General features: G+C 73.6%; 9 protein-coding genes. 4 read left to right on the top strand and 5 right to left on the bottom strand.

Annotation, left to right across the window (positions count from 1 at the left end):
- Positions 1-85: 85 nt before the first annotated feature.
- From ACFIF2_RS03930 to ACFIF2_RS03910, 5 genes are read right to left on the bottom strand one after another with little or no spacing between them, the layout of a single operon-like run.
- Positions 86-1,396, bottom strand: coding sequence for a DUF58 domain-containing protein (locus ACFIF2_RS03930; protein ID WP_395571028.1), 1,311 nt, complete (start codon positions 1,394-1,396; stop codon positions 86-88).
- Positions 1,396-2,385, bottom strand: a complete 990-nt coding sequence (locus ACFIF2_RS03925) for an AAA family ATPase (RefSeq protein ID WP_395571048.1) — start codon at positions 2,383-2,385, stop codon at positions 1,396-1,398. The genes ACFIF2_RS03930 and ACFIF2_RS03925 overlap by 1 nt, the downstream gene beginning before the upstream one ends.
- Complete coding sequence (locus tag ACFIF2_RS03920; protein WP_395571027.1) at positions 2,385-3,611, bottom strand: DUF4350 domain-containing protein; 1,227 nt, start codon at positions 3,609-3,611, stop codon at positions 2,385-2,387. Before ACFIF2_RS03920 ends, ACFIF2_RS03925 begins: the two co-directional genes overlap by 1 nt.
- A complete protein-coding gene (locus tag ACFIF2_RS03915) occupies positions 3,608-4,390 on the bottom strand; it encodes a DUF4129 domain-containing protein (protein WP_395571026.1) in 783 nt (260 codons plus the stop codon). Before ACFIF2_RS03915 ends, ACFIF2_RS03920 begins: the two co-directional genes overlap by 4 nt.
- A 4-nt stretch (positions 4,391-4,394) precedes the next feature.
- Positions 4,395-5,783 (bottom strand): glycerophosphoryl diester phosphodiesterase membrane domain-containing protein, encoded by a 1,389-nt coding sequence (locus ACFIF2_RS03910; RefSeq protein ID WP_395571025.1) that lies wholly within the window; start codon positions 5,781-5,783, stop codon positions 4,395-4,397.
- Positions 5,784-5,923: 140 nt separating this feature from the next.
- Between ACFIF2_RS03910 and mtnA the strand changes: the two genes are divergently transcribed.
- From mtnA to ACFIF2_RS03890, 4 genes are all read left to right on the top strand, one after another.
- Positions 5,924-7,066, top strand: a complete 1,143-nt coding sequence (mtnA, locus tag ACFIF2_RS03905) for an S-methyl-5-thioribose-1-phosphate isomerase (protein WP_395571024.1) — start codon at positions 5,924-5,926, stop codon at positions 7,064-7,066.
- Positions 7,067-7,283: 217 nt separating this feature from the next.
- Positions 7,284-7,973, top strand: a complete 690-nt coding sequence (mtrA, locus tag ACFIF2_RS03900; RefSeq protein ID WP_193776289.1) for a two-component system response regulator MtrA — start codon at positions 7,284-7,286, stop codon at positions 7,971-7,973.
- 1 nt (position 7,974) lies between these two features.
- On the top strand, positions 7,975-10,044 hold the full coding sequence (gene mtrB, locus ACFIF2_RS03895) for an MtrAB system histidine kinase MtrB (RefSeq protein ID WP_395571023.1): 2,070 nt from the start codon (positions 7,975-7,977) through the stop codon (positions 10,042-10,044).
- Complete coding sequence (locus tag ACFIF2_RS03890; protein ID WP_395571022.1) at positions 10,034-11,875, top strand: LpqB family beta-propeller domain-containing protein; 1,842 nt, start codon at positions 10,034-10,036, stop codon at positions 11,873-11,875. The genes mtrB and ACFIF2_RS03890 overlap by 11 nt, the downstream gene beginning before the upstream one ends.
- Positions 11,876-11,983: the final 108 nt, after the last annotated feature.

Genomic DNA, 11,983 nt, shown 5'->3' with positions numbered 1-11,983 from the left:
CGGAAACCCCGCACCGGAAACGGTGCGGGATTTTCTGCGTTCAGGGGCCTTTTCAGGGGGCCGAGGGCGGGAATGCCCCCGGCGGTCAGAGGCGGCCTGCTGTCTTCAGCTCCAAGTAGGCGTCGGCCAGTGCCGGGGCCAGTTCGTCCGGGGTCGCGTCGACGACCGTGACGCCATGTCGGCGGAGTTGGTCGGCTGTGCGCCGGCGCTCGGACTGGGCCTGTGCCGCCGCCGCTGCCTCGTAGACGGCGTCCGTGTTGCCGCGGGCCTCGGCCATGCGGGAGATGTGCGGGTCTGCCACCGACGCCACCAGGACCGTATGGCGCTGCGTCAGCTGGGGCAGGACGGGGAGGAGCCCATCCTCGATCGGTGCCGCGTCGAGTGTCGTGAACAGTACGACCAGGGAGCGGCGGGGGGCTGAGCGGAGGGCGGTGGCGGTCAGGCCGCGCGCGTCGGTCTCGACCAGTTCCGGTTCCAGGGTCGCCATCGCGTTGACCAGGGACGGAAGCACGTCGCTCGCCGGGCGACCCTGTACGAGGGAGCGTACGTGGCGGTCGTAGGCGAGGAGATCGACGCGGTCGCCCGCGCGGGAGGCGAGGGCGGCCAGGAGCAGCGCGGCGTCCATGGAGGCGTCGAGGCGGGGAGCGTCGCCCACGCGGCCGGCGGAGGTACGACCGGTGTCGAGGACGAGCAGGATGTGGCGATCGCGTTCCGGGCGCCAGGTGCGTACGGCGACGGCGGACTGGCGGGCCGTGGCGCGCCAGTCGATGGAACGGGTGTCGTCGCCCGGGACGTACTCCCGCAGGCTGTCGAACTCCGTGCCCTGGCCGCGGGTGAGCAGGCTGGTGCGGCCGTCGAGTTCGCGCAGGCGGGACAGCTTGGCGGGGAGGTGCTTGCGGCTGGCGAAGGGGGGCAGGACGCGTACCGTCCAGGGGACCCGGTGGGTGCCTTGGCGGGTGAAGAGGCCCAGAGGACCGTACGAGCGGATGGTGACGCGATCCGCCTGGCGGTCGCCGCGGCGGGTGGGGCGTAGGCGAGTGGTGACGCGTCGGCGTTCGCCCGCGGGCACCGACAGCCGGTGGCGGGAGGCCGCGGCCTCCGTGCCGGCGTGCCACGCGCTCGGCGGCCAGGCGTCGCGGAGGAGGGCGCGCAGTGGGCGGCTGGACGGGTTGGTGACCGTCAATGTGACGTCGGCGGTCTCGCCCAGACGTGTGGACGTGTCTCCGGAGCGGGTCAGGCGGAGGCGTCGTACCGGGGCGGCCAGGGCGAAGTCGCAGGCGCAGGCCGCGGCCAGCGGGCCGTTGACCGCGAGGAGGCCCGTCCAGCTGGGGTCCCAGATGCCGATGGGTACGGAGCCGATGGCCGCGAGGAGCGCGGCGCGTCCGGTGAGTGCCATCAGCGGGGGACGGGGACGTGGGCGAGGATCGCGTTGATCACGGAGTCCGTGGTGACGCCCTCCATCTCGGCCTCCGGGCGGAGCTGGACGCGATGCCGGAGGGTGGGGAGGGCCAGGGCCTTCACGTCGTCGGGGGTGACGTAGTCGCGGCCCGTGAGCCAGGCCCACGCGCGGGCTGTCGAGAGCAGTGCCGTGGCTCCGCGCGGGGAGACGCCGAGGGTGAGGGAGGGCGACTCGCGGGTGGCGCGGCAGATGTCGACGACGTAGGCCGTGATCTCCGGGGCGATGGTCGTCTTGGCGACCTCGGCGCGGGCGGCTTCCAGGTCGGCGGCGTTCGCGACGGGGCGTACGCCGGCGGCGCGCAGGTCGCGCGGATTGAACCCCGAGGCGTGCCGCGTCAGGACGTCGATCTCGTTCTGGCGGGAGGGGAGGGGGACGGTGAGCTTGAGGAGGAAGCGGTCCAGCTGGGCTTCCGGGAGGGGGTAGGTGCCCTCGTACTCCACCGGGTTCTGGGTCGCCGCGACGAGGAAGGGCTCGGGGAGCGGGCGGGGGGTGCCGTCGACCGTGACCTGGCGTTCCTCCATGGCCTCGAGGAGGGACGACTGGGTCTTCGGGGGCGTGCGGTTGATCTCGTCGGCCAGGAGCAGGTTGGTGAAGGCCGGGCCCGGCTGGAAGGAGAACTCGGCGGTGCGGGCGTCGTAGACCAGGGAGCCGGTGACGTCGCTCGGCATCAGGTCGGGGGTGAACTGGACGCGCTTGGTGTCGAGTTCCGTGGCGGCGGCGAGGGCGCGGACCAGGAGGGTCTTGGCGACGCCGGGGACGCCTTCGAGGAGGACGTGGCCGCGGCACAGGAGCGCCACGACGAGACCGGTGACGGCGGCGTCCTGGCCGACCACGGCCTTGGCGATCTCGGCGCGCAGGGCCTCCAGGGCGGCGCGGGCGTTGCCCTGGGCCCCGGTCTGCCCGGCGTTGTCAGTGGTCGGGTCCATCATGGACGACGTACCTGCCTTTCGAGGGCGTCGAGTTGGTCGGCGAGGGTGATGAGGGCCGCGTCGTCGCCGGGCGGCGGGCCGAAGAGGAGGGTGTGCAGGGGCTGTCCGCCGGCGTGTCGGCCGTTTTCGCCGGGGGTGTGGGCGGACAGGGCGGAGAGCAGCGCCTCAGGTGTGTGCGCCTGGGCGACGGGGACGCCTACGAGGGGGGCGAGGCGAGTGCGGGTGGCGGAGCGAAGAGCGGCGGCCGCGCGGTCGCGGGCGTCGGCCTTGCGGTAGAGGCGGGCGCGGCCTTCGGCGGTTTCGGAGGCGCGGATCGCCACGGGGAGCTTTTCGGGCACCAGGGGGCCGAGTCGGCGTGCCCGCCACAGGGCCGCCAGGGCCGCGGCGATGAAGAGCTGCAGGGTGCCCCACAGCCAGCCGGAGGGGAGCAGGTCGAAGAAGCCGCGCTCGTCCTCCGGAGCGGTGGTGTCGGTGAGCGAGGGGAGGTACCAGACCAGGTGGTCGCGGGAGCCGAGGAGTTGCAGGGCGAGCGAGGCGTTGCCGTGCTCGTCGAGGTGGTCGTTGTACAGGATGTCGGGCGCGCCGAGGACGACCGTGTCGCCCGGGGTGCCCTCCTGGGGTGCCGCCGAGGCGTCGGGGATGCGGAGCAGGGTGGCCAGGCGTCGGCTGGGGTAGCAGGCGTCGGCGGTGAGATGGCCGCTGCTGTAGCGGATGCCACCGGTGTCGGCGGTGCCGGCGCGGCGGGCGGCGGGCAGGTCGCACGCGGGTGCCAGCGCGGAGTCGTAGCTGAGTGCCGGGTCGGCGGTGACGCCGGGGGCGAGCCGTTCGACGGCGGGGCCGCCGGGGGCCACGAGGAAGGTCCGGCCGCCGGAGCCCTCGGTGGCGGCGTGCAGGCGGGTCTGCTGGCGTTCGGTCAGGAGGTCCGGGGCGGCGACCAGCAGGGTGGTGTCCGGACCGGTCGCGGCGCGGGCCTCGTCCAGGGTGGTGACCACCCGCGTGGACACGCCGCGGTCGGCGAGGAGTTCGGCGACGGCCCGGCTGCCGTAGGGGTCCGCGGAGCGCGGGTCGAGTTCGCCGTGCCGGGCGTCGGAGCGGACGAGGGCGATCGCGACGGCGGCGGCGAGCAGCACGGCCAGGGCGAGCGCGATGCCGCGCGTGCGGGTCCACACCTGGCGGGCGGTGGGAGAGGCCGAGGTGGTGGGGAGCGTGACCTCGGTGGTCATCGGGCGGCTCCCCGGCGGGTGGTGCGGTCCGCGTCGTCGGGGGCGCCGGCGGTCGTGGTGCTCGCCAGGTGCGGCTTGGCGCGTTCCAGGTCGTGGTCGAGTTCGGCGAGGCGCCGGTACGACTCCTCGGTGCCGGGGCGGCCGCCGTACGTGACGTCGTCGAAGTCCCGGGCGGCGGCGCGCAGCCGGTCGCGGTCGCCGGGGAGGGCGCGGCCGGCTTCGGTGGCCGCCTCGTCGGCGGTGCGTCCGGGGCGCGGGTCGAGGAGGGCGCGCTCCTCCAGGGAGCGGACCAGGGCGCGCGTGCGTTCCTGGACGGCCTGGTTCCAGTGGCCCTGGGCGGCGTGCGCCTCGGCGGCGGCACGGTGTTCGGCGGCGCTGCGGGGGCGGTCGTCGAACAGGGCGGGGGCCGAGGCCGGTCCCCGGCGCGGGGTGCCCAGGCGCCACCAGAGGGCGCCCAGCACCGCGACGACGGCCACGATGACGACGACCAGGCCGAGCGTCCCTCCGGGCGTCGCGGTGGACGCTCTGCCGAACAGTTCGTCGACCCAGTCCCAGAAGGTGTCCAGGGCACGCTGGAACCAGCTGGGGTCGTTCTCGTGGTACATCCGCTTGGACAGCTCGTCCCGGGCGGCCTCCCGCGCGGGGTCGCGCGGGATCGTCACCGGCGGTTCGTCAGCGGAGCGCGCCGACGACCGTAGGAGGACGTCGCCGGAGCCCGCCACCGCGCGTGCGGCTGCGTGTGACCACACCTCTGTGAGAACTCCCCCCGCCGGGCTCACCGCATCAGCTCCCCGGGGTGGTGCCGGGGGCGCCGGAGCCGGGGAGTCCGGCGGCACGCGCCAGTTCGAGGTCGAGGGCCTCGCGGCGGATGCGCTGGTCGATGTAGAGCAGCACGGTGACGCCCGCGGTGATCGGCAAGGTGATCATGGATCCGATCACCGAGCCGATTCCGCTGATCACGAGGAAGGTCCAGCCGAGGCTCCCGGTGCCTTCGAGGAAGCCGCTGACGCCGTCGCCGCTGAGGGCCGCGGCGAGGAAGGTGAAGGGGATGATGATGATCGACGCGACGACGTTCGCGATGATCGTCGCGAGGAGCTGGATGCCGAAGACCCGCCACCAGGAGCCGCGCACCAGCCTCATGGAGCGGCTCATCGCCTTCTTGATGCCCTGCTTCTCCAGCATCAGCGCGGGGGAGGCGAGCGAGAGGCGGACCATGAGCCACGCCGCGACGACTCCGGAGGCGAGGAAGCCGAGGACGGTCAGCGCCACCGCGGCGTCACCGCCCGCCGTGGCCGAGACGATGAGCCCCGGCGCCATGCCGACGGTGACGATGCCGGCGACGATGAGCAGCAGCAGGACGATCAGTCCGAACAGCTTCAGCACTTGGGGGCGGGCGTCCCGCCAGGCCTCGGTGGTGGTCACCGGCCTGCCCAGCACGGCGCGACTGGTGACGGCCGTCAGCAGGGCGGTGGCCAGGACGGTGCCGATCAGGGAGATCAGGAAGATGACACCCGTGTTGATGGTGGTGTCGGTCAGGGCGTCACCGAGCTCGCCCAGGGTGGCGTCGGGGTCGTTGAGGGCCTCGGAGCTGGTGTCCTCCAGGACGAGTCCCTGGAGCAGCACGACGATGATCTCCGTGAAGACCGCGACGGTCAGCGAAATGCCGAGGACCGTGCGCCAGTAGGTGCGCATGGTGGAGACCGCGCCGTCGAGGATCTCACCGACGCCGAGCGGGCGGAGCGGGATCACGCCGGGCTTGGCCGCGGGCGGGGGACCGCCCCAGCCGCCTCCCCAGCCACCTTGCCAGCCGCCGTGCCCGCCAGGGCCGCCGTAGCCGCCGGGACCTCCGGGGCCGCCGTAGCCGCCGGGGCCGCCGTAGCCGCCGCCGGGTTGGCCGGGGGGCGGGGTGCCCCAGCCCTGGTTCGGCGGCGGGGGAGGAGGGGCCTGGCCGGGGCCGGACGGGGCCGACCAATGGCCGGGGGGCGGCTGCTCCTTGGACCACTTCGTGCCGGGGCCCGTCGGTTCCGCGCCCGGCTGGTCCGCGCCCGGCTCATCCGCGGGCCGCGCGGGCTGATCGGGGCCGCCCGGGCGGTCGGCGGGGCCGGACGCGCCGGGCTCCCGCCCGTCGGACGGGGCGGATCCGGGCGAGGCCCAGCCCGGAGTGTCGTTCATCGTCGCTCCTTCACGGTGCCCGTCCGCGGTCGCGGCGGCTGGTTGGCAGCCATCGTGCCATGGGGTGCTCGGGTGCGGACCGGGCGCGGTAGGCGCTGCGCACCTTCAATTGTCCGCCCGGCACGGGGCAGACTGACCGCATGGCTGATCAGGACGCGCACAGCGGCGAGGACAAGCGGCCGACCGAGATCCCGGCACTGCGCTGGGAAGAACCACCAGAGGGCCCGGTGCTGGTCCTGCTGGACCAGACCAGGCTGCCGGCGGAGGAGGTCGAGCTGGTCTGCACGGACGCCTCCGCGCTGGTGGAGGCGATCCGCTCGCTCTCCGTGCGCGGGGCACCGCTGCTCGGCATCGCGGGCGCCTACGGCGTCGCGCTCGCCGCCGTGCGGGGCTTCGACGTGGAGGAGGCCGCGGCATCGCTCGCGGGAGCCCGCCCCACCGCGGTGAACCTCGCCGTCGGCGTACGCCGGGCCCGGGACGCCCATCAGGAGGCGCTCGCCAGGACCGGCGACACCCGCCAGGCGGCCGCGGCAGCGCTGGCCGCGGCGCGGACGCTGCACCGGGAGGACGCCGAGGCCAGCGCCAGGATGGCCGCGCACGGGCTGGCGCTGTTGGACGAGCTGCTGCCCGCGGGCGGGCACCGGGTGCTCACGCACTGCAACACCGGTGCGCTGGTGTCGGGAGGTGAGGGAACGGCCTTCGCGGTGGCGCTCGCGGCGCACCGGTCGGGCCGGCTGCGGCGCCTGTGGGTGGACGAGACGCGTCCGTTGCTGCAAGGCGCTCGCCTGACGGCGTACGAGGCGGCGCGCAACGGCATGGCGTACACCCTGCTCACCGACAACGCGGCCGGTTCGCTGTTCGCGGCGGGTGAGGTGGACGCGGTGATCATCGGTGCCGACCGCATCGCGGCCGACGGGTCCGTGGCGAACAAGGTGGGAAGCTATCCGCTCGCCGTGCTAGCGCGGTACCACCACGTGCCGTTCATCGTGGTGGCACCGGTCACGACCGTGGATCCGGACACTGCGGACGGGGCGTCCATCGAGGTCGAGCAGCGCCCGGGACATGAGGTGACCGAGGTCACAGCACCCCAGGTGCCGGTGGCGGGAGCGGGGGGCGGGATTCCGGTGGCACCCCTGGGGACCCAGGCGTACAACCCGGCGTTCGACGTGACGCCGCCCGAGCTGGTGACGGCGATCGTCACCGAGGAGGGCGTGATTTCGCCCGTGACCGCGGAGGCGCTGGCGGAATTGCGGGCCGGGTCGCGCCGGGAGGCGATCGGCTGACGGGCGCGGCGGGCGCCCCTGCCGGGGTGCCCGCTTTCCCGGCCGTGACCGCAGCCCTGCGTAGCGCGTGGTGAACGCATCGTGAGAGCGGCTCGCGGGAGAACCGCCGACGGCCCGGACCCGGGGCCTCCGGGCAGACAGTGACCGCCCGATACGACTATCGTCACAGGCCAGTGACCTCGCTCACCAGCACCTCTGTCGTCGTTATAAGAATGGGATGATGTCGTTTATGAAGGGACGAGTCCTTGTCGTCGACGACGACACCGCACTGGCCGAGATGCTCGGCATTGTGCTGCGTGGTGAGGGTTTTGAGCCGTCTTTCGTAGCCGACGGCGACAAGGCGCTGGCCGCCTTCCGGGAGACCAAGCCCGACCTGGTGCTGCTCGACCTGATGCTGCCCGGACGGGACGGCATCGAGGTGTGCCGCCTGATCCGGGCGGAGTCGGGTGTGCCGATCGTGATGCTGACGGCGAAGAGCGACACCGTCGACGTCGTGGTGGGTCTGGAGTCGGGCGCCGACGACTACATCGTGAAGCCGTTCAAGCCGAAGGAACTGGTGGCCCGGATCCGGGCCAGGCTGAGGAGGTCCGAGGAACCGGCGCCGGAGCAGCTCGCCATAGGCGACCTGGTCATCGACGTGGCCGGTCACTCCGTGAAGCGCGAGGGGCAGTCGATCGCGCTGACGCCGCTGGAGTTCGACCTGCTGGTGGCGCTGGCCCGCAAGCCGTGGCAGGTGTTCACGCGTGAGGTGCTCCTCGAGCAGGTCTGGGGCTACCGGCACGCGGCCGACACCCGGCTGGTCAACGTGCATGTGCAGCGGCTGCGCTCCAAGGTCGAGAAGGACCCGGAGAAGCCGGAGATCGTGGTGACCGTCCGCGGCGTCGGGTACAAGGCGGGACCGAGCTGACATGAGCAGGGACAGTGCCGCTTCGGCGCCCGGCCGGTCCGGGGCCCGCGCCGGACGGCCTGTCGGCCCCCCGCCCGCCGGCTCCCGCTGGAGCCGTCTGCTGGAGGGCGGGCTGCTGCACGGCGGGGTGCAGGGCAGCCCGGTGCTCCGCCTCTTCATGCGCTGGATCCGCCGGCCGCTGCTGCCCGTGATGCGGCTGTGGCGGCGCAACATCCAGCTCAAGGTCGTCGTCACCACGCTGCTGATGTCGCTGGGTGTGGTGCTGCTGCTCGGCTTCGTCGTGATCGGGCAGGTCCGCAACGGGCTGCTGGACGCCAAGGTCAAGGCGTCCCAGAGCCAGGCGACCGGCGGTTTCGCGGTGGCCAAGCAGAAGGCCGAGGAAGCGGCCAGCGTGACCGGCGACGACGGCACGCCCGTCGACGGCCGTGCCCCGCAGAACGTCATCCAGTGGATGAGTGAACTGGTGAAGTCGCTCTCCAGCGGCGGCCAGGGCGCCTTCGACGTGGTCACCCTGCCCATGGGTGGGGACAGCGGCAGCGGCCGCGGGCCGCGCGCCTCCGGCCTCGTCAACTGGTCGGCCAGCGTGCCCGAGGACCTGCGCGAGCGGATCGACGGCAGCACGGCGGCGGCACAGAGCTACACCCGCATCGTCTACGACTCCGACCAGGCGTCCCAGCCGGGGCTGGTCATCGGCAAGCAGGTCAACGACCCGAACGGCGAGCCGTACCAGCTGTACTACCTGTTCCCGCTGACGCAGGAGGAGGAGTCGCTCAACCTGGTCAGGGGCACGCTGGCGACGGCCGGGCTGTTCGTCGTCGTCCTGCTCGGGGCCATCGCCTGGCTCGTCGTGCGCCAGGTCGTCACGCCCGTACGGATGGCGGCGAGCATCGCCGAGCGGCTGTCCGCCGGCCGGCTTCAGGAACGGATGAAGGTCACCGGCGAGGACGACATCGCGCGGCTCGGCGAGGCCTTCAACAAGATGGCGCAGAACCTCCAGCTGAAGATCAGCCAGCTCGAGGACCTGTCGAGGATGCAGCGGCGGTTCGTCTCCGACGTGTCGCACGAGCTGCGGACGCCGCTGACCACCGTACGGATGGCGGCCGATGTCATCCACGACGCGCGCGTGGACTTCGATCCGGTCACCGCGCGGTCGGCGGAACTGCTCGCCGACCAGCTGGACCGGTTCGAGACGCTGCTCGCGGACCTGCTGGAGATCAGCCGCTTCGACGCGGGCGCGGCGGCCCTGGAGGCCGAGCCGATAGACCTCAGGGAGGTCGTGCGCCGGGTCGTCAGCGGCGCCGAGCCGCTCGCCGAGCGCAAGGGCACGCGGATCCGCGTCGTCGGCGACCAGCAGCCCGTCGTCGCCGAGGCGGACGCGCGGCGCGTGGAGCGCGTCCTGCGCAACCTCGTCGTCAACGCCGTCGAGCACGGCGAGGGCAACGACGTCGTCGTCAAGCTCGCCGCGGCCGGCGGCGCGGTCGCCGTCGCGGTGCGCGACTACGGCGTGGGGCTCAAGCCGGGCGAGGCCACCCGGGTCTTCAGCCGCTTCTGGCGGGCCGACCCGGCACGCGCGCGTACCACCGGCGGTACGGGGCTGGGGCTGTCGATCGCCCTGGAGGACGCGCGGCTGCACGGTGGCTGGCTCCAGGCGTGGGGCGAGCCCGGCGGCGGCTCGCAGTTCCGGCTGACGCTGCCCAGGACGGCGGACGAGCCGCTGCGGGGCTCGCCGATACCGCTGGAGCCGACGGACTCGCGGCGCAACCGCGGCCTCCACGACGCGGGCCTCGACGACGCCGGCGGGCGAGGTGCGGGCAAGGCGGCCACCGTCCCGGCGCAGGCATCGGCCGGCCAGGCACCTCCGGTGCCCGGGCGGGGCCCGATCCCGCCGAGGTCGGCAGCGGTCGCCACGGCCGATCCGACGGCGCTGCCCGGCAACGGCGCGCGCGTGGTGCCGCGGCCCGTGTCGAGCGCCCGGAGACAGGACGACGGGCCCGCGCCGGAGGCGGAGAGCCGTCCGGACGCCGGGCCGGACGACTCGAGCAGGCAAGGGGAGGCATCTCGTGGGCGCTGACCGCGAGGGGAGCGGTCGGCGGGGGCCGGCACGCGTGGTGGCGTACGCCGTCTGCGGCGTCGTACTGCTGGCGGGGTGCGCGTCCATGCCCGACAGCGGGGATCTGCGGGGCGTGGAGTCCACGCCGCGGCAGGACCCGCAGGTGCGCGTGTTCGCCATGCCGCCCCGGGAGGACGCCCCGCCCACGGAGATCGTGCAGGGCTTCCTGGAGGCGCTGACCAGCAACGACCCGCACTACGAGACGGCGCGCAAGTATCTGACCGGTGAGGCCGCGAGGACCTGGCGGCCGGAGCGGTCCACGACGGTGCTCGCGGGCGGTCCGGGGACCGAGTCCGACCACTCGGCGAGCCGTGAGGAGGTCAACGACTACTCGGTCACGCTGACCGGCACCCGGGTCGCCACGGTGGACGGGCAGCAGTCCTACGCGCCGGCGAACGGCCAGTACCGCGAACCGGTCCACCTCACGCGGGACGGCAAGAGCGGCCAGTGGCGCATCGACGTGCTGCCCCAGGGCGTCATCATGGGCAAGTCGGACTTCCAGCGCACCTACATGTCCGTCAACAAGTACTACTTCGCCTCGAACACCGAGCCCACCACCCGGGCGGGGACGAGCCGGCAGCCGGCGGCGGTCGCCGATCCCGTCTACGTACGGCGGCTCGTGGACCCCATGACCCAGGTGGTGCGGTCCCTGATCAGCGGGCCGACGAGGCTGCTGGGGCCCGTGGTCAGGTCGAGTTTCCCGACCGGTACGGCGCTGGCGAAGGACGTCGACTCGCTCACGCCCGACGACCACAACAAGCTGACGGTGCGCCTGAACGACAAGGCGGCCGGGGCCGGCCGGGACAAGTGCGACGAGATGGCGGCCCAGCTCCTGTTCACGCTGCAGAACCTCACACCGGTGGTCGACGAGGTGGAGCTGCGCGCGGGCGGTGAGCAGCTGTGCTCGCTCACCGAGGACCGGGCCGAGGCGGTCGCCACGCGCGGATCGGCCCAGCGGCCCGACTACCTGTACTTCATCGACGACGAGGACCGCCTGGTGCGCATCGCGGCGGGCAGCAACGGCACCCGGCCGGAGCCCGTCCCCGGCGCGCTGGGCGAGGGCACGGTGGCCCTGCGGTCGGTGGCGGTGTCGCGGGACGAGCACAGCGCGGGCGGGATCGGGCTCGACAACAAGTCGCTGTACGTCGGATCGCTGGTGTCGGGCGGTTCGCTCGGCGACCCCGTGCTGGTCAGCAAGGGCAAGACGGAGGCGGACCGTCTGACGCCGCCCAGCTGGGACGCGGAGGGCGACCTGTGGATCGCCGACCGCGACCCGGCCGATCCCCGGCTGCTGCTCCTCCAGGAGGGCAAGGGCGAGCCGGTCGAGGTGCGGACGCCCGGTCTGGACGGCCGGGTGCAGGCCGTGCGGGTGGCGGGCGACGGCGTGCGGATCGCGCTCATCGTGGAGAAGGACGGCAAGCGGTCGCTGCTCATCGGGCGGATCGAACGGGACGGGAAGGCCGGTGAACCGGCCACGGTCACGGTCCTCGAACTGCGCTCCGCGACCCCCGAGCTGGAGGAGGTCACGGCCATGTCCTGGGCCGGGGACAGCCGGCTCGTGGTGGTCGGGCGGGAACGCGGGGGCGTGCAGCAGATCGGGTACGTCCAGGTCGACGGCTCCACGCCGGAGGCCTCGGTGCCCGCCGCGCTGACGGGGGTCAAGGAGATCGCCGCGACCGAGGACGAGCGGCTGCCGCTGGTGGCGTACTCGGAGGACCTGATCGTGCGGCTGCCCTCCGGGTTGCAGTGGCAGAAGGTGACGGAGGGGGCGGCGCCGGTCTATCCGGGGTGAGCTGGTCCGGGCCGCCGGGGGCGTGCGGGGCGACCGGACTTGTCCACAGGGCGGTCACCGAGGTTTTCCACAGGCCTGGCCGCGTCGCGCGGGCGCGGGCACAGTGGT

This window comes from Streptomyces sp. BK79, assembly GCF_044142145.1.
GTDB lineage: Bacteria > Actinomycetota > Actinomycetes > Streptomycetales > Streptomycetaceae > Streptomyces.
Note: the sequence above shows the minus strand (reverse complement) of the source record. Positions and strands in the feature narration are given on the sequence as shown.

Excerpts from the sequence above, each read along its gene's own strand:
- ACFIF2_RS03930 (WP_395571028.1), bottom strand. The coding sequence starts at position 1,396 with ATGGCACTCACCGGACGCGCCGCGCTCCTCGCGGCCATCGGCTCCGTA.
- ACFIF2_RS03925 (WP_395571048.1), bottom strand. The coding sequence starts at position 2,385 with ATGGACCCGACCACTGACAACGCCGGGCAGACCGGGGCCCAGGGCAAC.
- ACFIF2_RS03920 (WP_395571027.1), bottom strand. The coding sequence starts at position 3,611 with ATGACCACCGAGGTCACGCTCCCCACCACCTCGGCCTCTCCCACCGCC.
- ACFIF2_RS03910 (WP_395571025.1), bottom strand. The coding sequence starts at position 5,783 with ATGAACGACACTCCGGGCTGGGCCTCGCCCGGATCCGCCCCGTCCGAC.
- mtnA (WP_395571024.1), top strand. The coding sequence starts at position 5,924 with ATGGCTGATCAGGACGCGCACAGCGGCGAGGACAAGCGGCCGACCGAG.
- mtrA (WP_193776289.1), top strand. The coding sequence starts at position 7,284 with ATGATGTCGTTTATGAAGGGACGAGTCCTTGTCGTCGACGACGACACC.
- mtrB (WP_395571023.1), top strand. The coding sequence starts at position 7,975 with ATGAGCAGGGACAGTGCCGCTTCGGCGCCCGGCCGGTCCGGGGCCCGC.